Source organism: Mycobacterium sp. NGS29 (assembly GCF_059812965.1).
Genome location: NZ_JCALDR010000014.1, coordinates 124,673 through 145,368, shown reverse-complemented (window position 1 = coordinate 145,368; position 20,696 = coordinate 124,673). Strand labels below are relative to the sequence as shown.

Below are 20,696 nucleotides of genomic sequence, written 5' to 3'. Positions count from 1 at the left end.
ACCAACGCCACCATCGACACCGAAACCGCCGGTCCCGCCGGCGGCAACAGCGCCCAGCACTTCAGCACCGGAGGTTGCCTCGACGGTGCCCGCACCGCCCGCGCCGCCAGTGCTGCCCGCACCGCTACCGGACCCGCCGTCCCCGCCGGTAGCGCAGCCTGCGGCGGCGCTCCCCGGGCCATCGGCAGTCACAAGGCCCAGACCACCGGCACCGCCCTGTCCACCGGTGCTGCCGCTCCCGCCGGCCCCGCCCCGCACGCCGCTGCCGGACCCGGTTGCCCGTCCACCGCCGGTTGCCTCGACGTCAGCATTGCCACCCGAACCTCCGCCGGCACCGTCAGCGCCACCGCTTCCCCCGTCGCCGCCGACCGCGACTCCGGCCGCAGTGCTGTTGGCGCCGTCGGCAGACACCGTGGCAGAACCGCCCTCGCCGCCGGCGCCGCCGGGAAGACCAGCGGCGCCAACCGCACCACCGCCGCCGCCGTCGCCACCGCGGGCGGATCCGTCGACAGTTCCGCCATTGAATGCGCCGACACCGCCGAAGCCGCCGAAGCCGCCGTCACCCCCAGCCACACCGCCGGCACCAGCCCCGCCCGCGCCGCCCATGCCGCCCACGGCGTTACCTTTCGCAACGCTGCCGTTAAACGAATAGAGCTGGCCAGCGCCACCCTCACCACCGTTGCCACCCGCACTACCGTCGAAGCTCTCACCGCCGTTCCCGCCGCTGCCACCGGTGGCGGTACCGCTGACGCTGCCACCGCCATTTTCTGCGGCCACCACGCCTTGGCCGCCGCTGCCGCCGAAACTCCCGCCGTTGGCCGTACCACCGCGGCCGCCGCTGGCGACGCCGGTCGCAGTGGCAATGTCGCCCCCCGCGCCGATAATCCCGTCGCCTCCGTCCCCGCCGACGCTGTCAACGCCCGCGGCTGAACCACCGGCCCCGCCCACAGCCGTGCCGCTGGCATGCTGTCCGGTGCCGTCGATGAAGCCTCCGACGATCTCACCGTCGCCACCCCCACCGCCGACGCCGCCGTCCGCCCCTGCGCCACCGTCGCCCCCGGTCGCTGAGCCTTCGGCGCTGCTCACCGCACCCGCCGACGTGGCCTTGCCGTCACCCCCGGAGCCACCGGCGCCACCACCGGTGGCCTGACCACCGGCACCACCCCGAGCACCTCCGTTCGATCCGACGGCGTCACCTCCGGCGGTGGCTTCCAGGCTGCCCTGGCCACCGCGTCCGCCGGTGCTGCCGGTGCCGGTGGCCGACCCGCCGATACCTCCGGCAGCGGTGCCGGTCGCAGTGCTGTCCGCATCGGCAGCGCTGACGGTGCCGGCGCCGCCCTCCCCACCGATGCCACCTTGGATGCTTGCACCGCCGGTACCTCCGACGGCGACACCGTCGGAGACGACGCCGCCCGAGTTCGCTTGCACCGTGCCGGCGCCGCCCTGCCCGCCTTCGCCGCCAGCACCGGCACCAGACCCGCCGGTCCCACCGGTGGCGCTGCCCGTTGCAGCGCTACCCGGGCCCTCGGCAGTGAGTTGACCAGTACCCCCGGCTCCGCCTTTTGCCCCGTCGGAACCGGCGCCACCGGCCCCGCCCCACACCCGGCTGTCTGCGCTGCCGGCGCGGCCGCCGTCGTTCGCCTCGATGGCACCCTCACCACCGGCACCCCCGGACGCATCTGCTTCACCGCCGCCACCTCCGGTGCCACCGCGAGCGGTGCCGGCAGCGGTGCTGCCAGCCCCTTCGGCAGTGATCTGACCGAGGCCGCCAGCACTGCCGGCGCCGCCGGAATTACCGGCTTGGTCGCCCGCGCCACCCGCACCGCCGGCCCCGCCGGTAGCGCTGCCGCTGGCGAGACCACCGTCGGCCGCGCCTACCAGGGCACTGCCGCCGGCTCCGCCGTCCCCACCTCCGGCACCGGCACCACCGGCGCCGCCCGCCCCGCCCATGCCGCCGGTCGCCGCGCCGTCGACCGATGTGTTGCTGCTGAACGACTGCAGGTGCGCGTCCCCGCCGTCGCCGCCTTGACCGCCGATACCGCCGCTGGTGCCGGCCGCGCCACCGGCTCCGCCATCTCCGCCGGTTGCGGTACCGGTGGAAGCGGCTCCGTTGACGCCGATGACTGTGGCGTCGCCGCCAGTTCCGCCGGAGGTGCCCGCGCCGCCGGCGCCGCCGATCCCCCCGGTAGCTGTTCCTGAGACGTCGCCGCCGAAGGCGCCGAGCCCGGCCACTCCGCCCGAACCGCCCAGCCCGACGCCGTTGGCCTGACCCCCGAGGCCACCGGTGGCGATGCCGTCAACGGCGCCGGCGGTTTCGGCCGTGACGATGGCGTCGCCGCCGTCACCGCCGAAGCTGTCAGTGCCGCTCGCCGCGCCACCTTCACCGCCGGTGGCGCGGCCGGCAGTAGTGCTGCCTGCACCGTTGCTGGAAGCAGTGCCATAGCCGCCGCTTCCGCCGGTGCCGCCGTCAGCGCCGGCGCCGCCAGCCCCGCCCTGCCCGTTGGCGCTGGTGACGCCGCCCGCCAGCGCCTCGACCTTGCCGTATCCACCGGCACCGCCGGTCCCACCAGCGGTGCCACCCGCTCCGCCGGTGCCCCCGGTCGCCGCACCGGTGGCGGCGCTGTTCGTCCCGTCGGCGATAACCGTGCCGAAACCGCCGACTCCGCCCGCCCCGCCCACGGCGGTGTCCGAGCCGGCGCCTCCGGCACCGCCCTCACCGCCGGTGGCGGTCCCGGTGGCACTGCCCCCATTGACTTCCTGGACCGAGGCGCCGCCGCCACCGCCCCCACCGCCGCCGCCGAGGCCGGGTCCAGTAGCTGTTGCCGTGCCGCCGGCACCGCCGCCGCCGCCCGTGCCGCCGTGCGCGTTCACCCCGACGCCTGCACCGGAGCCGCCGCCACCCCCGCTACCACCAGCACCGAAGGTGCCGCCGTCGGTGCCGGTCCCACCCGTTCCGCCGATTCCTCCGGTGCCGCCAGACTGAGGCTGGTCACCGACAATGCCGGTGCCCTCGCCACCCCTGCCACCGACTCCGCCGGTGCCACCCGCGCCGCCGCCAACATCTGCGACGCCGTGACCGCCGTCGCCGCCCTCGCCTCCGCCACCGCCTCTACCGGCCTGAGCGGACGGACCCCCGGCGGCTCCGGTGCCACCGGTGCCGCCGGTGCCGCCGGTGCCACCTGTGCCGTTGACGGCATCAACGCCGACGTTGCCGGCCGCACCGGCCTCGCCACCGGTCCCACCTGAACCACCGGCTGCACCGTCTCCGCCGTTGGTGAAGGTGGGATCGCCCGCCCCGCCTTGCCCGCCCTGACCCCCGATACCGCCATTGCCCCCGGCGCCGGCAGCGCCGCTCGGAGCGCCGGCATCACCACCGGTACCGCCGGCACCGGCATCGCCACCCCGACCGCCGACGGTCGCACCGGTGGCGGCGCTACCGGTCAGACCCTTGCCGCCGATGCCGCCGTCGCCACCTTTTCCTGCCTCCCCGCCGGCACCGGCACTGCCGCCGACGCCGCCGGCGCCCTGCCCGCCACCCGTACCTCCGTCACCACCACGGCCGCCGTCACCGCCCTGACCCGGACCGCTACCTGTGTCGTCGGCACCCGCCGCACCCGTGCCACCCTCGCCCCCGGTGCCACCGGCTCCGCCGGAACCGTTGACGCCACCGGCCGAGTCTCCACCCGTCCCGCCCTGGCCGCCCTGGCCACCGGCAGTGCCGGTGCCGCCCACCGATGCCGGCGTCTGGCCCGCGCCACCGGTTCCGCCGATACCGCCGTTGCCACCGGTCCCCGCTGCGCCGGCGACACCACCGATCGCAAAGAATCGCGCTGCGCCCGCGGCACCGCCAACGCCGGCGTTGCCGCCGTCGCCGGCATCACCTCCGGTGCCACCCGCGACACCCGCGCCGACGCCGCCGGTGCCACCGTTGCCGCCCACTCCGCCAGTGCCGCCGGCGCCGCCATCACCTGAGCTGCTCAACAAACCCCAGCTGCTGCCACCAGCGCCGCCGGCGCCGCCCGCACCGCCGTGCCCACCGTTCTCACCTACCGCGCCGGCCACCGTCGTCGCGGCACCGGTGTAACCGCCACCCCCGGTGCCACCGGCCCCGCCCTGACCGCCGACCGACCCCAATAAAGCCCTGTTGGCACCACCAGTGCCGCCTGTTCCGCCAACACCACCGGCGAATGTCGCGCCGCCGGAGCCACCCTTGCCGCCGGCGCCACCGGCCCCGCCCGAACCGCCTAACCACCCACCGGCACCACCGTTGCCACCGACTCCACCGGCTAGACCAGCCGCTCCGACACCGCCTGCCCCACCGGCGCCACCATTCCCGAACAGGCCTGCGTCCCCACCCGCCCCTCCGGCACCCCCACCGGCTGTTCCAGAGCCACCGTTTCCGCCGCTGCCGAACAGGAGCCCGCCGGGACCACCGGCAGCTCCGCTTCCCGGCGCCCCACTGGCACCGTCGCCGATCAGCGGACGTCCCAGCAGCTGATTGGTCGGGGCGTTGACCGCTCCTAGCACGTACTCCTGCAGCGCCTGCAACGGCGACGCGGCGGCCGCTTCGGCGGCGGCATACGCGCTTCCGCCCGCCGCCAAGGTCCGCACGAGCTGCGCCTGAAACAGGGCCACCTGCGCATTGATCGCTTGGTACTCCGCGCCCAGCGTGCCGAACAGCCGCGCAATAGCTGTCGATACCTCGTCCGCGGCGGCCGCGGTGACCTCGATGGTCGACGCAGCGGCTGCCGTGCTCGCCGACTCCAGAACCGACCCAATCCGGGTGAGATCTCTCGAGGCCGCAGTCAAAGCGTCAGCTGTGGCGATCACAAAAGCGGACAAGGCGGGACTCCCGTCGGTCGGATCCAATTAACCGTCCCGCAAGTATTCGATTAGAAGTCGCGGCCGAACCGCGTTTCGGCGAATTTCTAATCTTTGTTTTTCATCTGGCAATCGTCTACCGCGCAAACGATTTCGTATCCGCTGCGGGCACACGCTGCCGCGGGGACTTCGCCGCGGGCCGCGTCGCTCGAGGCACGAACCACGCGGGCCGGACAAGTCAAATGATGGGCAGTCCCGCAGCGCGTCAGTCGCACCCGGAGTCACGACCTGCGCGGTAACGCTCTTCCATCATCGCTGTCGTACCCCTTCTTTACAGTGGCGGCTGTGTTCCTCACCGGCGGCAGGATCGTGTACAGCGCATCGGATCTCGCGTCCGCCGCGCGGTGCGAGTACGCGTTGTTGCGGGATTTCGACGCGCGACTGGGCTGGGCGCCCGCCGTCGACGTCGAGGACGAGTTGCTGGCCCGTACCGCCACGCTCGGCACCGAACACGAGCAACGCAGGCTGGCGGAGTTGCGCGACGAGTTCGGCGACGGACTCGCCGTTATCGGCCGTCCGGCCTACAGCCACGCCGGACTGACCGCGGCAGCCGATGCGACCGCGCGCGCGATTGCCGACGGCGCGGCGGTGGTCTACCAGGCAGCGATGTACGACGGCCGGTTCGTCGGGTTCGCCGACTTCCTGATCCGCGACGGTGACCAGTATCGCGTCACCGACACCAAGCTGGCTCGCTCGCCCAAAGTCAGCGCGCTGTTGCAGCTGGCCGCCTACGCCGACGCGCTGGCCACAGCGGGGGTGGCGGTGGCCGGTGAGGCGGAGCTGATACTGGGCGACGGCACGGTGGTGCGCTATCCGGTCGATGACCTGATTCCGGTCTACCGGTCCCAGCGCGCGCACCTGCAGCTGCTGTTGGACAAGCACCACGCCGCCGGCAGCCCGGTCCGCTGGGAAGACGAGCAGGTGCAGGCCTGTCTGCGTTGCCCGCTGTGTGAGGAGCAGTTGAAGGCGCGGGATGACCTGCTGTTGGTTGCCGGCATGCGAATCAGCCAGCGCGACAAGCTAATTGAAGCCGGTATCGGCACGGTCGCCGAGCTGGCCGGGTATCGCGGGCCTCCTCCAGATCTGACTCCCAGCGTCTTGGACAAATTGTCCGCGCAGGCCCAGCTACAAGTGCGGCAACGCACCTCCGGTATCCCCCAATACGAGATCGTCGACTCGCAACCCTTGACCCTGTTGCCGGAACCCAACCCGGGAGATTTGTTCTTCGACTTCGAGGGTGACCCGCTGTGGACGGCTGACGGCACGAGTTGGGGGCTGGAATACCTGTTCGGCGTGCTGGAGGCCGGGCCGGCGGGCGCCTTCCGTCCGCTCTGGGCGCACAGCCGCGTCGACGAACGCCGGGCGCTGCTTCAGTTCCTGGGGATGGTCGCCAAGCGGCGCAAACGCTATCCCAACATGCACATCTACCACTACGCGCCCTACGAGCGCACGGCGTTGCTGCGGCTGGCCGGGCGCTACGGCGTGGGCGAGGACGACGTCGACGATCTGCTGCGCAACGGCATCCTGGTCGACCTTTATCCGTTGGTGCGTAAGAGCATTCGGGTGGGCGCGGAGTCAGTGAGCCTCAAAGCTCTGGAACCGCTGTACATGGGAGCGCACCTACGGTCCGGCGAGGTCACCACCGCCGCCGCCTCGATCAACTCCTACGCCCGCTATTGCGAACTGCTCGCCGAGGGCAACTCGGACGACGCAGCGACCGTGCTCAAACAGATCGAGGAATACAACCACTACGACTGCGTGTCGACGCGAGAGCTGCGCGACTGGCTGCTGTTGCGCGCCTGGGAAACCGGTGTCACGCCGGTGGGAGTCCAGCCGGTGGCCGAGCACGAGACCGTCGAGGACCACGACGAACTCGCTTCGACCCTGGCGGATTTCACCGGGGATGCCGCGGCCGTCGGTCGGACACCGGAGCAGACGGCGGTCGCGCTGGTGGCGGCGGCGCGCGGTTATCACCAGCGCGAGGACAAGCCGTTCTGGTGGTCGCATTTTGACCGGCTGAACTATCCGGTCGAGGAGTGGTCGGACAGTACCGACGTCTTCGTCGTGGCGCACGCCGAGGTCGCCGTCGAATGGAACATGCCGCCGCGGGCCCGCAAACCGCAGCGGCAGTTGCAGCTGACCGGTGAGTTGGCGCGCGGCGAGCTCAGGGGTCAGGTCTTTGCGCTCTACGACCCGCCGGCGCCGGCCGGCATGACCGATAACCCGGACCGTCGGGCGGCTGCGCCCGCCGAGGTGGTGGAGGTCGACGATCCGACACTGCCGACCACGGTGGTCTTGCGAGAGAGAGCCGGCGCCGACGGGGAGATTTTCGAGCAGCTGCCATTCGCCCTGACTCCGGGCCCGCCGGTGCCCACCGCCAAGCTGCGCGAATCGATCGACGCCACCGCCCGAACCGTGGCCTCCGGCCTGCCGCAGCTACCGCGGTCCGCGCTCGTCGACGTGTTGCTACGACGAGAGCCGCGCACCCTCGGTGATGCGCCGCTGCCCCGGACCGCGGACACCGTCGCCGATCTCACCGCGGCAACGCTGCGTCTGGACTCCTCCTACCTGGCCGTGCACGGCCCGCCGGGAACCGGCAAGACCTACACGGCTGCCCAGGTGATCACCCGGTTGGTAACCACGCACGGTTGGCGTATCGGTGTGGTCGCGCAGTCCCACGCGGCGGTGGAGAACCTGCTGGACTGCGTGGTCGAGGCCGGGTTGGACCCGCAGCGGATCGCCAAAAAGCGCAACGGTCACGCCGTGAAGCGCTGGCAGCAGATCGACAGCAGCACCTATCCGGTGTTCATCGCCGAGACGGCGGGATGTGTGGTTGGCGGCACGGCTTGGGACTTCGCCAATGGCAATCGGGTGCCGCCGGGGAGCCTGGACCTGCTGGTCATCGACGAGGCCGGCCAGTTCTGTCTGGCCAACACCATTGCCGTGGCACCCGCGGCGGCCAACCTGATGCTGCTGGGCGATCCGCAACAACTGCCGCAGGTCAGTCAGGGCACCCACCCCGAACCGGTCGACATCTCCGCGCTGGAATGGCTGGTGGACGGCCAACGCACGCTGCCCCCGGAGCGCGGTTACTTCCTGGACCTGTCCTACCGGATGCATCCGGATGTGTGTGCGGCCGTCTCGAAACTGTCCTACGAAGGCCGGCTGCACTCCCACCTCGAACGCACCACCGGGCGCCGGCTCGCCGGATACTCCCCTGGCGTGCAGGTGCTGCCGGTAGGGCACTACGGCAATTCGACGGACAGCCCCGAGGAGGCGCAGGCGATCGTGGCTGAAGTCCGGGACGTGCTGGGTCGGTCGTGGACCGACGAGCACGGCACCCGGGCGCTGTCCGCCGCCGACGTCATGGTGCTCGCACCGTACAACGCCCAGATGTCCCTGATCCGCCAGCAGCTGGCCGCTGCCGGGTTGGGCGGCGTCCGAGTGGGCACCGTCGACAAATTCCAGGGCGGGCAGGCGCCGGTGGTCTTCATCTCCATGACGGCCTCCTCGATCGATGAGGTGCCCCGCGGCATTTCATTCCTGCTGAATCGGAACCGGCTGAACGTGGCGATCAGTCGCGCGCAGTATGCGGCGGTGATCGTGCGCTCAGAGTTGCTGACGCAGTACCTACCCGCCACCCCGGCTGGGCTGCTCGAGCTGGGCGCGTTCCTGGCGTTGACGGGGAGTTGACCGGGGGTGGGATCCGACGTGGGAGTACCTGTTCGGCAGCGGTCCGGGAACCATGGCGGCCGGCCCGCTGTGCGCCGTTCCGCGCGGACCGCGAGGCCAGGCGTCCTCCGTCGCCGCAGGCGAACGCCGGGTCAGTGCCACCACCGGTTTGGTGTCGGATTCATCGGCGCTGAACGGTTCGCGGCGCAGGATGTATTCAACGTACTCGTCGTCGTCCTCCTCGTACGCGCCGTCATCAATGTCGTCCGCGAACACGTCACCGGCCGGGTGGGCAGCGTCGGACCGGCGCGCGCCCCGCACCAGCAACAGCGCGGCGATGATCCCGAACAACGAGATGAACGCCGGCAGCAACATCGACTGCGACATCGCGGCCGAGAAGGGCTCGCGCAGAAACTCCGGCAGCTGCAGCGTCGTGTCCTCGCCCGCCGACTCGGCCGCATAGGGCAACTCGGCGCCGATGCGCCACGTCATGAAGGCGGCCATGCTCGCGCTGCCCAGGACCGCGCCGAGCTGGCGGGTCGCGTTGTACACACCCGACCCGGCGCCGGCCCGCTCCGGCGGCAGGTTGCGGGTGGCGGTCGCGGCCAGGGGCGACCAGATGAACGCCATCGAGGCACCGAGGGCTATGAACACCAGCACCAGCCGCCAAACCGGCGTGGCCGGATCCAACTCGAACGACAACCAGGTCAGCGACGCTGCCAGCAACGAAAAGCCGAAACCGAGCATGGGCACCGGATGGGTCCGGTCGATGTACCTGCCGACGATCGGTGCCAGCACCCCGCTGGCGATGGCCATCGGCGCGAGCAACAGCGCCGACTCCGTTGGCGACAATCCGCACACCGACTGGGCATAGAAGGTTACCGGCAGCATCGTCGCCGTGACGGCGAACGAGATGACGGCGACACCGACGTTGCACACGCTGAAGCCCCGGTCGCGGAAGATCTCCAAGGGCACCAACGGCGCCCGGCGATAGATCGACTGCCAGTAGACGAACGCCGTCATCAACCCGACACCGGCGACCAGGACGGCCCAGATCCACGGCGCCCAGTGCGCGGACTGACCCTCCTGCAGGCCGAATACCAGCAGAAACATGCCGACACCGGACAAGCCGACACCGACGAGGTCGAAGCGGCGGGAATGGACGGGCAGCACCGGGACCAGCCAGGCGGCCAACGCGACCGCGATGATGCCGACCGGCACGTTCACGAAAAAGATCCACTGCCAGCCCAGCGTGTCGACCAGCATGCCGCCCACCAGCGGTCCGACCAGGCTCGCGACGCCCGCGGTGGCGCCCCACATACTCATCGCCGCGCCGCGCCGATCTGCCGGGAAGATCCGGGTGATCGTCGACAACGTCTGCGGGGTGAGGATCCCGGCGCCCACGCCTTGCACCACGCGTGCCGCGATCAGTGTGGCGGCGCTGCCGGACAGACCGCACCACACCGAGGCGAGGGTGAATACCACCAACCCGATCAGGTACAGGTTCTTCGGGCCGAAACGGTCCCCGAGGCGGCCGGAGACCAGCAGCACCACCGCATATCCCAGCAGGTAGGCGCTGGTCACCCAGACCACGGTGCTGTAGCCGATCCGCAATTCATTCATGATCGTCGGATTGGCGACGGCGACGATCGTCGAATCCACCATGATCATGAAAAATCCGAGGATCATCGCCCACAGCGCGGCCCACGGGTTGCCGGACACCCGGCTGGTCGCAGTGCTCATGTTCGCGCCTCGTTTCGAATCCAGCCCGCATTATTCCCCGCCGCGCAGTTCGACGACGACGCCAGGGCGACTGTGACGGGTCTCGGCGCGGGAACACGCTCCCCGACCACGACGTTTCTCTCGGGAGTATGTGAGGTTTCCGGCCCAGCGTGTTTTCTGCTGCCAGGCGGTTAGCCTGAAGAGACGCTGTCCCCGAGAGAGGCATCGATGTTCTTTCGACGCAAGAAGTCAACACCGGAACTGCCGGCGGGCGAGACCGCCGGCCGCCCGAAGATGTCCTCGCGAGCGCTGGCTCAGGTCATCGAACGCAGTTCGCACATCCAGGGACCCGCGGCCGAAGCCTATGTGTCCCGCCTACGCCACGCCGCACCCGGTGCCGATCCTGCCGAGATCGTCAGCCGACTCGAGAAGCGCTACGTCTCGGTGGTGACGGCCAGCGGTGCCGCGGTTGGCGGGGCCGCGACCTTCCCCGGCATCGGCACCCTGGCTGCGCTGTCCGCGGCCGCCGGGGAAACCGCCGTCTTCCTGGAAGCCACCGCGCTGTTCGTCCTCGCGCTGGCCTCGGTGTACGGCATACCGCTCGACGAGCGGGAACGCCGTCGGGCCCTGATACTGACTGTCCTGGCCGGTGACAACGGCACCGGTGCGGTCTCCGACCTGATCGGTCCCGGCCGGACCAAAGGCGGCTGGGTGTCCGAAAGCATGGCGTCGTTGCCGTTGCCGGCGCTGTCGAAGTTCAACACGCGGATGCTCAAGTACGTGATGAAGCGGTTCGCGCTCAAGCGCGGCGCGCTGATGTTCGGCAAGCTCATGCCGGTCGGAATCGGCGCCATCATCGGTGCCATCGGCAACCGGGTGGTGAGCAAGAAGATCGTCCGCAACGCGCGGTCGGCGTTCGGCCCGCCGCCGGGGCGCTGGCCGGTCACCCTGCACCTGCTGCCACCCGTCCGGGATGCCAGCTAAAGGTTGTCGGTCTCGCTGGCTAATCGCGGGTGAGGCGCTAGCCTTTATTGGGTCAGAACAGGTCGGGACCATCAACCGGCCAGCCAGGGTGTGAGGCGGCCCGCCCAGCCGGGACGCACGACGTCGCAAGCGTCGCGTGAAGCGCTTGCAGGACAAAAGAATTGAGGCGAACAGCGGTCGTGGCCAACATAAGTTCACCATTCGGGCAAAACGAGTGGCTGGTCGAGGAGATGTACCGCAAGTTCCGCGACGACCCCTCGTCCGTCGACCCCAGCTGGCATGAGTTCCTGATCGACTACAACCCCGAGTCCGCGCACGAAGACACCACCAAGCCCAGCACCGCCGAATCCAAGCCGGCCGAATCTCCCGCGCCGGAGGCCAAGCCCACCCCGGCGGCGAAGCCCGCGGTCCAGCCGGCCAAGAGCACCGCGGCGGCAGGCAACGGCGCACCCGCCAAGGCCGCAACGAAGGCCACCCCGGAAGCCGCCAAGGCGCCGGCCAAGCCCGCAGGCCCCCAGCCAGGCGAGGGCGACGAGGTGCAGGTGCTGCGCGGGGCCGCCGCGGCCGTCGTCAAGAACATGTCGGCCTCACTGGACGTGCCGACGGCGACCAGCGTGCGCGCCATCCCGGCCAAGCTGCTGATCGACAACCGGATCGTCATCAACAACCAACTCAAGCGCACCCGCGGCGGCAAGATCTCGTTCACCCACCTGCTGGGCTACGCGCTGGTGCAGGCGGTCAAGAAGTTCCCGAACATGAACCGGCACTACGCCGAGGTCGACGGCAAGCCGACTGCCGTCACACCAGCCCATACGAATCTCGGTCTGGCGATCGACCTGCAGGGCAAGGACGGCAAGCGCGCGCTGGTGGTGGCCGGCATCAAACGGTGTGAAGAATTGCGCTTCGCCGAATTCGTCTCGGCTTACGAAGACATCGTGCGGCGCGCCCGCGACGGCAAGCTGACCGCCGAAGACTTTGGCGGCGTGACACTTTCGCTGACCAACCCGGGAACCATCGGCACCGTGCACTCGGTGCCGCGGCTGATGGCCGGCCAAGGCGCCATCATCGGCGTCGGAGCGATGGAGTACCCCGCCGAATTTCAGGGCGCCAGCGCCGAACGCATCGCCGAACTGGGCATCGGCAAGCTGATCACCCTGACCTCGACCTACGACCACCGCATCATCCAGGGTGCGGAATCGGGTGACTTCCTGCGCACCATCCACGAGATGCTGCTCTCGGACGCCTTCTGGGACGACATTTTCCGCGAGTTGAGCATCCCGTACCTGCCGGTGCGCTGGAGCACCGACAATCCGGACTCCATCGTCGACAAGAACGCCCGGGTGATGAACCTGATCGCGGCGTACCGCAACCGCGGCCACCTGATGGCCGACACCGACCCGCTGCGCCTGGACAAGACCCGGTTTCGCAGCCACCCCGACCTCGAGGTGCTCACCCACGGACTGACGTTGTGGGACCTCGACCGGGTGTTCAAGGTCAGCGGCTTCGCGGGTGCGGAGTACAAGAAGCTGCGCGACGTGCTGGGACTGTTGCGCGACGCCTACTGCCGGCACATCGGAGTGGAGTACACCCACATCCTCGACCCCGAGCAAACCCGCTGGCTGGAACAGCGGGTCGAAACCAAGCACGTCAAACCGACTGTGGCACAACAGAAGTACATCCTGAGCCGGCTGAACGCCGCCGAGGCCTTCGAGACCTTCCTGCAGACCAAGTACGTCGGGCAGAAGCGGTTCTCGCTGGAAGGCGCGGAGAGCGTCATACCGATGATGGACGCCGCGATCGATCAGTGCGCCGAGCACGGCCTGGACGAGGTCGTCATCGGCATGCCGCACCGCGGCCGGCTCAATGTGCTGGCCAACATCGTCGGCAAGCCGTACTCGCAGATCTTCTCCGAGTTCGAGGGCAACCTGAACCCGTCGCAGGCACACGGCTCCGGCGACGTGAAGTACCACCTGGGCGCCACCGGCGTGTACCTACAGATGTTCGGCGACAACGACATTCAGGTGTCGCTGACCGCCAACCCGTCGCACCTGGAAGCCGTCGACCCGGTGCTCGAGGGCCTGGTGCGGGCCAAGCAGGATCTGCTCAACCACGGCGCCACCGACACCGACGAAGCCAAGGCGTTCTCGGTGGTGCCGATGATGCTGCACGGTGACGCCGCGTTCGCCGGCCAGGGCGTGGTCGCCGAGACGCTGAACCTGGCGAACCTGCCCGGTTATCGCGTCGGCGGCACCATCCACATCATCGTCAACAACCAGATCGGTTTCACCACCGCACCGGAGTACTCGCGCTCCAGCGAATACTGCACCGACGTCGCCAAGATGATCGGCGCCCCGATCTTCCACGTCAACGGCGACGACCCCGAGGCGTGCGTCTGGGTGGCGCAGTTGGCCGTGGATTTCCGGCAGCAGTTCAAGAAGGACGTCGTCATCGACATGCTGTGCTACCGCCGGCGCGGGCACAACGAGGGTGACGACCCGTCGATGACGAACCCTTACATGTACGACGTCGTCGACAACAAGCGCGGCGTCCGCAAGAGCTATACCGAATCCCTGATCGGCCGCGGCGACATCTCGCTCAAGGAGGCCGAGGACGCCCTGCGCGACTACCAGGGCCAACTGGAACGGGTGTTCAACGAGGTCCGCGACCTGGAGAAGCACGGCGTCCTGCCCAGCGAGTCGGTCGAGGCCGACCAGATGATCCCGGCCGGGTTGGACACCTCGGTGGACAAGTCGCTGCTGGCCCGCATCGGCGACGCCTTCCTGGCCCTGCCGGAGGGGTTCACCGCCCACTCGCGGGTGCAGCCGGTGCTCGACAAGCGGCGCGAGATGGCCTACGAGGGCAAGATTGACTGGGCATTCGGTGAGTTGCTGGCGCTGGGTTCGCTGGTCGCCGAGGGCAAGCTGGTCCGGTTCTCCGGGCAGGACACCCGCCGCGGCACCTTCTCCCAGCGGCATTCGGTGATCATCGACCGCAGCACCGGCGCCGAGTTCACCCCGCTGCAGCTGCTGGCCAGCAACAAGGACGGCACCCCGACCGGCGGCAAGTTCCTGGTCTACGACTCCCCGTTGTCGGAATACGCGGCCGTGGGCTTCGAATACGGTTATACCGTCGGCAACCCGGACGCGGTGGTGCTGTGGGAGGCGCAGTTCGGCGACTTCGTCAACGGCGCGCAGTCGATCATCGACGAGTTCATCAGTTCCGGTGAAGCCAAGTGGGGCCAGCTGTCCACCGTCGTGCTGCTGCTGCCGCACGGACACGAAGGCCAGGGCCCCGACCACACCTCCGGACGAATCGAACGGTTCCTGCAGCTGTGGGCGGAGGGGTCGATGACGATCGCCATGCCGTCCACCCCGGCCAACTATTTCCACCTGTTGCGCCGGCACGCCCTGGACGGGGTGATGCGGCCGCTGATCGTGTTCACGCCGAAGTCGATGCTGCGCAACAAGGCCGCGGTCAGCGACATCAAGGAATTCACCGAGATGAAGTTCCGGTCGGTGATCGAGGAACCCACCTACGACGAGGGCGACGGCGACCGCAGCAAGGTCACCCGGATCCTGCTGACCAGCGGCAAGCTCTACTACGAGCTGGCCGCCCGCAAAGCCAAGGACAAGCGCGACGACATCGCGATCGTGCGCATCGAGCAGTTGGCCCCGCTGCCGCGCCGGCGGCTCGACGAGACCCTGGACCGCTACGAGAACGCCAAGCAGTACTTCTGGGTGCAGGAGGAGCCTGCCAACCAGGGCGCGTGGCCGTCGCTGGGGCTGACGCTGCCCGAGGTGCTCCCGGAGAAGCTCGGCGGGATCAAGCGGATCTCCCGTCGGGCCATGTCGGCGCCGTCCTCGGGCTCGTCGAAGGTGCACGCGGTGGAGCAGCAGGAGATCATCGACACCGCGTTCGGCTAGCCGTCTGCTCGTTGGGGTTGATTCTGCGCTCAGGGCGACGAAGTTCGAGAAACTCCCGCCGCCAGCGCAGAATCAATGCCCCGCAGTCACCCGGGACCGCCGGTACCGACTAATCTCTACCCGGAACCGACACGAGGGAGAGTGCCCATGGAGGGGTTTGCCGGGAAGGTCGCCGTGGTGACCGGCGCTGGTTCGGGCATCGGGCAGGCGTTGGCCCTGGAGCTGGGACGCTCGGGTGCCAGTTTGGCAATCTGCGATGTCGACGCCGAAGGACTGGCGCAGACCGAGGAGCAGCTGAAAGCTATCGGCGTGCAGGTCAAGGCCGATCGGCTCGACGTCACCGAGCGCGAGCGCTTCCTGCTCTACGCTGACGAGGTCGCCGAACATTTCGGCAAGGTCAATCAGATCTACAACAACGCCGGCATCGGTCACACCGGTGACGCCGAGGTCGAGCAGTTCAAAGACATCGAACGGGTGATGGACGTCGACTTCTGGGGTGTGGTGAACGGCACCAAGGCTTTCCTGCCGCACCTCATCGCCTCCGGAGACGGGCATGTCATCAACATCTCCAGCATCTTCGGCCTGTTCTCGGTGCCGGGCTACTCCGCCTACAACTCGGCCAAATTCGCGGTGCGCGGCTACACCGAGGCGCTGCGTCAGGAGATGCGGCTGCACGGCCACCCGGTGGGCGTCACCACCGTGCATCCGGGCGGCATCAAGACTGCGATCGCCCGCAACGCCACCGTGGGCGAAGGCCACAACCGCGACGATCTGGCCGAACTCTTCGACAAGCGGTTGGCCAACACCAGCCCGAAGCGGGCTGCGAAGGTCATCCTGCAGGCGGTGCGCAAGAACAAGGCGCGGGTGCTGGTCGGTCCGGACGCCGTCGCCTTGGATCTGATGGTGCGCGTCACCGGTTCGGGTTATCAGCGCCTCACCGAAATGTTCATCAGCCGGGTGATCCCGTCCGAGCGCTGACGCCCGCGTCGATGCTGCGTCCAGGGCGGCGAAGTTCGAGTGCAGCCCGCCGCCAGCGCAGCGTCAACGCCCCAGCGGGTGCTCGCCCAACCAGGCGTCGGCCACTGCCTGCGGATCGCTCCCGCCGGCCACTGTGCGGCGCATCTCGACCAGCGCGGCGGTGTCCAATACTCCCGCGATCTCATTGATTGCCAGCAACTGTCGCTTGCTCAGCTCGTTGCGCCGGTACAACGGCACCACATTCTCCGCCCGGATCAGCGCAGGTTTGCCGTCCGCCAGCGCAACCAGGTTCGTAGGCACCGCGGGGTCGGCGGTGCTGGCCCAGGCCGCGGTCAGCTCGCCGGCCTGAAGAGCCGCGAACATCGTTGCGCTGTCCGGGAATTCGCGGAGCACGGGCAGCCGGCAGGTTCCCACTGTCGACGGCGGCTGGCGGTTGGCGACGCTGCCTATCCGCAACCCGTCACAGTGCACGAGTAGCAGGCCGAGGTCGCTGCCGCCCCACCCGGCCGCGGTCGCCCCGGTGACGACCAGTTCGGGTTTGTCCTCGGCCGCGGTGGCGAAGTCGCCCGCCGCGATCCCTTCGGGCAGAGCCGCATTCATCGCGCGGTAGACCTGGGCGTCGGACTGCGCGGAATCGTCGGACGCGGCCGCGCCGCGGTGCGCCGAGGTGTCCGACCGCCCTCCGGTGTCCGGCGGCGGCAACGCTCCGGGCTGCAGGCTCTGCAACACCGTGCCGGTGAAGGCGGGGACGATGGCGAACGAGCCATCATCCAGTTTGGCCATCGGATCAGTCGCAGTATCGACGCGTGCCGCAAAACCGTAGAAACGCAGCGCCGAAACATACAGTGCCGCAAGAAGTTTCGAGTCGGGGGTGGAACCCACCACCAACTCCCGGTCGGTGGCGCCCGATGAGCATCCGCTGAGCACCACCAGGGCCAGCAGCAGCGCGGCCAGCCTGCCCATGCCTACCCTCAATCGGAGAAGTCGGCGGCCAGAGCCACCGCTTTGGCCACCGCGTCGCCGACCCGCCGGTCCAGCGGACTCGGCACGATCCGGTCGATGGCCAGGTCTTCGCTGGCCACCGAGTAAATCGCCTCGGCCGCGGCAACCATCATCTGCTGGGTGATACGGCGTGCCCCGACGTCCAGAGCGCCGCGGAAGATCCCGGGGAAGGCCAGCACATTGTTGATCTGGTTCGGGAAGTCACTGCGCCCGGTGGCGACGACGGCGGCGTACCTGGCCGCGACGTCGGGATGGATCTCCGGGTCGGGGTTGGACAGGGCGAACACAATGCCGTTCGGCGCCATGGTGGCGATCAGCTCTTCGGGCACCAATCCCCCGGAGACACCGAGGAAAACGTCGGCGCCGTCGAGCGCTTCGACCAGTCCGCCGGTGCGCCCGCTCGGGTTGGTGCGACGCGCCAGTTCATCCTTGACGACGTTCATGTCGTCGCGGCCGCTGTGCACGATGCCGCGCGAGTCGAGCACCGTGATGTCTGAGATTCCGCTCGCCAGAAGCAGATTCGTGCACGCGACACCCGCGGCCCCGGCACCGGAGACCACCACCCGTACCGCGGCCATGTCCCGGCCGAGCACCTTGGTGGCACCCATCAGCGCCGCCAGCGCGACGATCGCCGTGCCGTGCTGGTCGTCGTGCATTACCGGGCAATCCAGCGCCTCGATCGCCCGTCGCTCGATCTCGAAACAGCGCGGCGCGGAGATGTCCTCGAGATTGACCGCGCCGAACGTCGGGCGCAGCCGCACCAGGGTTTCGACGATCTCGTCGGGATCCTTGGTGTCCAGCACGATCGGGATCGCGTTCAGGCCGCCGTATTCCTTGAACAGCGCGCACTTGCCTTCCATCACCGGCAGCGACGCGGCCGGGCCGATGTCACCCAGACCGAGCACGGCGCTGCCGTCGCTGACGACGGCGACCAGCCGGTTGGCCCAGGTGTAGCGGGCGGCCAGGGTGCGATCGGTGGCGATCGCGCGACTGACCTGCGCCACGCCCGGGGTGTAGGCGATCGACAACGCACGCTTGGTATCCAGCGGTGCCGTGAGTTCCACCGACAGCTTGCCGCCGACGTGTGCCTCGAAGATTTCCTCGTCGGTGATCAGGACCTGCGGTGTTTGCTCGGGAAGACTTGTCATCATGTCAAGCGTCTCAGACACAGCCCTCAGCGTACTCAGCCCGGCCGGCGATCCCCGAACCGCTGTCGCGTACCCGCCTCAAGCGAGCAGGCTCAGATCAGCTTCAACTCCGTGACGGCGTTGCGCTCGTCGGCCAGCTCGCCGGTGGTCGCGTTGATCTTGCCGCGGGAGAATTCGTCGATCTCCAGACCCTGCACGATCTCCCACTTGCCGTCCTTGGTGGTGACCGGGAACGACGAGATCAGGCCTTCGGGCACGTCGTAGGAACCGTCGGAGTACACGGCCATCGACACCCAGTCGTCCTTCGGGGTGCCCAGCAGCCAGTCCCGCGCCGCGTCGACGGTCGCCGATGCGGCCGAGGCGGCCGAGGAGGCGCCGCGAGCCTCGATGATGGCCGCGCCGCGCTTGGCGACGGTCGGGATGAAGTCGTTCTCGACCCAGTTCTGGTCGTCGACCACCTCAGCGGCGTTCCTGCCACCGATCTCGGCGTGGAAGATGTCGGGGTACTGGGTGGCCGAGTGGTTGCCCCAGATGGTGACCTTCTTGATGTCGGTGACCTTGGCGCCGGTCTTCTTGGCGAGCTGGGAGATCGCCCGGTTGTGGTCCAGGCGGGTCAGCGCGGAGAACCGCTCCTTGGGGATATCGGGAGCATTGCTCAGCGCGATCAGCGCGTTGGTGTTGGCCGGGTTGCCGGTCACCCCGATCCGGACGTCGTCGGCGGCGACCTCGTTGAGCGCCTTGCCCTGGGCGGTGAAGATCGCGCCGTTGGCCTCCAGCAGGTCGCCGCGCTCCATGCCCTTGCTGCGCGGCCGGGCGCCGACCAGCAGAGCCAGGTTCACCCCGTCGAAGATCTTGTTCGCGTCGGCGCCGATCTCCACGCCGGCCAGCAACGGGAACGCACAGTCGTCGAGTTCCATCACGACACCCTCGAGCGCCTTGAGGGCGGGCTCGATCTCGAGCAACCGCAATTCGATCGGGCGGTCCGGGCCCAGCAGCGAGCCGCTGGCCAGACGGAACAACAGGCTGTAGCCGATCTGGCCGGCGGCACCGGTGACGGCGACCTTGAAAGGACTTGCGCTCACGTCGGTTCTGCTCCTTTGACGGATCCTCGTTCGACGGATCCTCTAGACGGGTTTGGCGTCGAAACTAGCGCACCGGCGCCGTCGCGAATCCGCCGGTCCATGCCGTGGCTGGGAATCCGCTGTCTGACCGGCTGTAGGCACTGATGAAAGGCGCCTGAACGCGTACGATGACCACCGCCGGTCAGACCTGTCCAGCGATCGGAGGTCGATGTGTTCCCTGGATTCGACGCATTGCCCGAAGCGCTCAGACCGGTCGCCCGGCAGAAAACGCAACACGTTCACCCGGTCCCCGATCCGCCGGTGCCGACCCTGGTCGACTGCGGTGTCTACGTCGACGGCGCCCGGCTGCCCGGTAAGTGGGCGCCCGCCGAAGCGCTGGCCAAAGTTCGAGAACTCGGACAGTCCGCCTTCGTGTGGGTCGGGTTGCACGAACCTGACGAGGCCCAGATGCAGCAGGTGGCCGACGTCTACGGATTGCACCCGCTGGCGGTCGAGGACGCCGTACACGCCCACCAGCGGCCCAAGCTGGAGCGCTACGACGAGACATTGTTCCTGGTCCTCAAGACCATCAATTACGTGCCGCACGAGTCAGTGGCGCTGGCCCGGGAGATCGTGGAGACCGGCGAAATCATGATCTTTGTCGGCGCGGACTTCGTGGTCACGGTCCGCCATGGCGAACACGGCGGCCTGCACGAGGTCCGCAAGCGGATGGACTGCAATCCCGAACACCTGCGGTTGGGTCCCTACGCGGTGATGCACGCGATCGCCGACACCGTGGTGGACCACTACCTGGCGGTGACCAGCCTGATGGAAGACGACATCGACGCTATCGAGGTGGTCGCCTTCGCGCCGGAGCGCTCGATCGACGTCGAGCCGATCTACCTGCTCAAGCGGGAGGTCGTCGAGATGCGCCGCTGTGTCGCGCCGCTGTCGGCCGCATTCATGCGGATGCAGACCGACAACAAGGACCTGATCTCCAAGGAGGTCAGGCGCTACCTGCGCGACGTCGCCGATCACCAGACCGAGGCCGCCGACCAGATCACCAATTACGACGAAATGTTGAACTCGCTGGTGCAGGCCGCGCTGGCCCGCGCGGGCATGCAGCAGAACATGGACATGCGCAAGATCTCGGCCTGGGCCGGTATCGTCGCCGTGCCCACCATGGTCGCCGGGATCTACGGGATGAACTTCCACTTCATGCCGGAGTTGGACTCCAAGTGGGGCTACCCGTCGGTGGTCAGTCTCATGGTGATCGTCTGCATGTTCCTCTACTTCAATTTCCGGCGCCGAGGCTGGCTGTAACC

Annotated in this window: 10 protein-coding genes; 5 read left to right on the top strand and 5 right to left on the bottom strand. The window is 68.9% G+C overall.

Annotated elements, in window-relative coordinates; genetic code table 11:
• The coding region (locus AC5Y5Z_RS18900; RefSeq protein WP_499926881.1) for a PE family protein at positions 1-4,809 on the bottom strand (4,809 nt) is incomplete at its 3' end.
• Positions 4,810-5,166: 357 nt separating this feature from the next.
• Here AC5Y5Z_RS18900 and AC5Y5Z_RS18895 point away from each other — a divergent pair.
• Positions 5,167-8,574, top strand: a complete 3,408-nt coding sequence (locus AC5Y5Z_RS18895; RefSeq protein WP_499926879.1) for a TM0106 family RecB-like putative nuclease — start codon at positions 5,167-5,169, stop codon at positions 8,572-8,574.
• On the opposite strand, the gene AC5Y5Z_RS18890 is transcribed toward AC5Y5Z_RS18895, so the two are convergent.
• Complete coding sequence (locus AC5Y5Z_RS18890) at positions 8,512-10,296, bottom strand: MFS transporter (protein WP_499926877.1); 1,785 nt, start codon at positions 10,294-10,296, stop codon at positions 8,512-8,514. The two genes, AC5Y5Z_RS18895 and AC5Y5Z_RS18890, sit on opposite strands and share 63 nt — an antisense overlap.
• 207 nt (positions 10,297-10,503) lie before the next feature.
• On the opposite strand from AC5Y5Z_RS18890, the gene AC5Y5Z_RS18885 reads away from it, so the two are divergent.
• The 3 genes from AC5Y5Z_RS18885 to AC5Y5Z_RS18875 all read left to right on the top strand — a co-directional run bounded on the left by AC5Y5Z_RS18885 (position 10,504) and on the right by AC5Y5Z_RS18875 (position 16,160).
• The gene (locus tag AC5Y5Z_RS18885; protein WP_499926875.1) at positions 10,504-11,259 is read left to right on the top strand and encodes a hypothetical protein; all 756 of its coding nucleotides are present in this window, start codon (positions 10,504-10,506) and stop codon (positions 11,257-11,259) included.
• Between the two features lie 179 nt (positions 11,260-11,438).
• The gene (locus AC5Y5Z_RS18880; protein ID WP_499926873.1) at positions 11,439-15,182 is read left to right on the top strand and encodes a multifunctional oxoglutarate decarboxylase/oxoglutarate dehydrogenase thiamine pyrophosphate-binding subunit/dihydrolipoyllysine-residue succinyltransferase subunit; all 3,744 of its coding nucleotides are present in this window, start codon (positions 11,439-11,441) and stop codon (positions 15,180-15,182) included.
• 147 nt (positions 15,183-15,329) lie between these two features.
• Complete coding sequence (locus tag AC5Y5Z_RS18875) at positions 15,330-16,160, top strand: SDR family NAD(P)-dependent oxidoreductase (RefSeq protein ID WP_463826690.1); 831 nt, start codon at positions 15,330-15,332, stop codon at positions 16,158-16,160.
• Positions 16,161-16,223: 63 nt separating this feature from the next.
• On the opposite strand, the gene AC5Y5Z_RS18870 is transcribed toward AC5Y5Z_RS18875, so the two are convergent.
• The 3 genes from AC5Y5Z_RS18870 to AC5Y5Z_RS18860 form a co-directional block, all read right to left on the bottom strand.
• A complete protein-coding gene (locus AC5Y5Z_RS18870; RefSeq protein WP_499926871.1) occupies positions 16,224-17,123 on the bottom strand; it encodes a glycine betaine ABC transporter substrate-binding protein in 900 nt (299 codons plus the stop codon).
• 8 nt (positions 17,124-17,131) lie between these two features.
• A complete protein-coding gene (locus AC5Y5Z_RS18865; RefSeq protein ID WP_499926905.1) occupies positions 17,132-18,313 on the bottom strand; it encodes an NAD(P)-dependent malic enzyme in 1,182 nt (393 codons plus the stop codon).
• 89 nt (positions 18,314-18,402) lie between these two features.
• Positions 18,403-19,392, bottom strand: a complete 990-nt coding sequence (locus AC5Y5Z_RS18860; protein WP_499926869.1) for a malate dehydrogenase — start codon at positions 19,390-19,392, stop codon at positions 18,403-18,405.
• 210 nt (positions 19,393-19,602) lie between these two features.
• Between AC5Y5Z_RS18860 and corA the strand changes: the two genes are divergently transcribed.
• Positions 19,603-20,694, top strand: a complete 1,092-nt coding sequence (corA, locus tag AC5Y5Z_RS18855) for a magnesium/cobalt transporter CorA (RefSeq protein ID WP_463826693.1) — start codon at positions 19,603-19,605, stop codon at positions 20,692-20,694.
• The last annotated feature ends 2 nt before the right edge of the window (positions 20,695-20,696 follow it).

What these genes read in the sequence shown, in the direction of transcription:
- AC5Y5Z_RS18890 (WP_499926877.1), bottom strand. Translation starts at nt 10,296, where the DNA reads ATGAGCACTGCGACCAGCCGGGTGTCCGGCAACCCGTGGGCCGCGCTG.
- AC5Y5Z_RS18885 (WP_499926875.1), top strand. Translation starts at nt 10,504, where the DNA reads ATGTTCTTTCGACGCAAGAAGTCAACACCGGAACTGCCGGCGGGCGAG.
- AC5Y5Z_RS18875 (WP_463826690.1), top strand. Translation starts at nt 15,330, where the DNA reads ATGGAGGGGTTTGCCGGGAAGGTCGCCGTGGTGACCGGCGCTGGTTCG.
- AC5Y5Z_RS18870 (WP_499926871.1), bottom strand. Translation starts at nt 17,123, where the DNA reads ATGGGCAGGCTGGCCGCGCTGCTGCTGGCCCTGGTGGTGCTCAGCGGA.
- AC5Y5Z_RS18865 (WP_499926905.1), bottom strand. Translation starts at nt 18,313, where the DNA reads ATGATGACAAGTCTTCCCGAGCAAACACCGCAGGTCCTGATCACCGAC.